The 527-nt window shown below is 46.9% G+C and carries 1 protein-coding gene; it reads right to left on the reverse strand.

The genetic code is table 11. The annotated features are described in order from the left end of the window. Positions 1-375: 375 nt before the first annotated feature. Positions 376-527 (reverse strand): class II fructose-bisphosphate aldolase (locus CIK04_RS23585; RefSeq protein ID WP_369597165.1); only part of this gene is annotated, 152 nt, incomplete at its 5' end.

Genomic DNA, 527 nt, shown 5'->3' on the forward strand with positions numbered 1-527 from the left:
GCTTGGGTCAACGTGCGCAGCTGATTTACTCAGCGCACTATGAGTCCGCCGCATACGACTACAAAGGCCGTGGCCGTACATACACGCTCAATTACCAAGTGAAGTTCTAAGACATGTCGGTTTTAGGTTTAAAGATGGAACCGCTCTCGATGGGCGGTTTTTTTGTCTCCGCCGCCGCGAAATATCTGCAGGATTAATCTACCAAAACAGATTACGCTTAACTCAACGCTTGTTCAGAAATGCCAAGAACCTTGATGCTTCGACGTTGTTCAAAAATCCCTCTCCCCTCACAAATTTACAGTGTAAAAAGGCGACTGTTTCCAGTGCCCGACTAATACCAAATTAGGGGGAAGTATTAGTAAAGTGAAACGGTAATTACAGTTTACCTTCGCTGCCACACATGCGGATTTTATCCATCACCACGCGTTTCATCGCCGCTTTACCCGGGGTGATGTACTTTCTTGGATCATTTGCCTCTGGGTGTTCGGCGAAGTGCCCTTTGACCGCATCAGCAAAAGCAATTTTCA

The sequence above is a fragment of the Vibrio sp. 03_296 genome, from assembly GCF_002265885.1.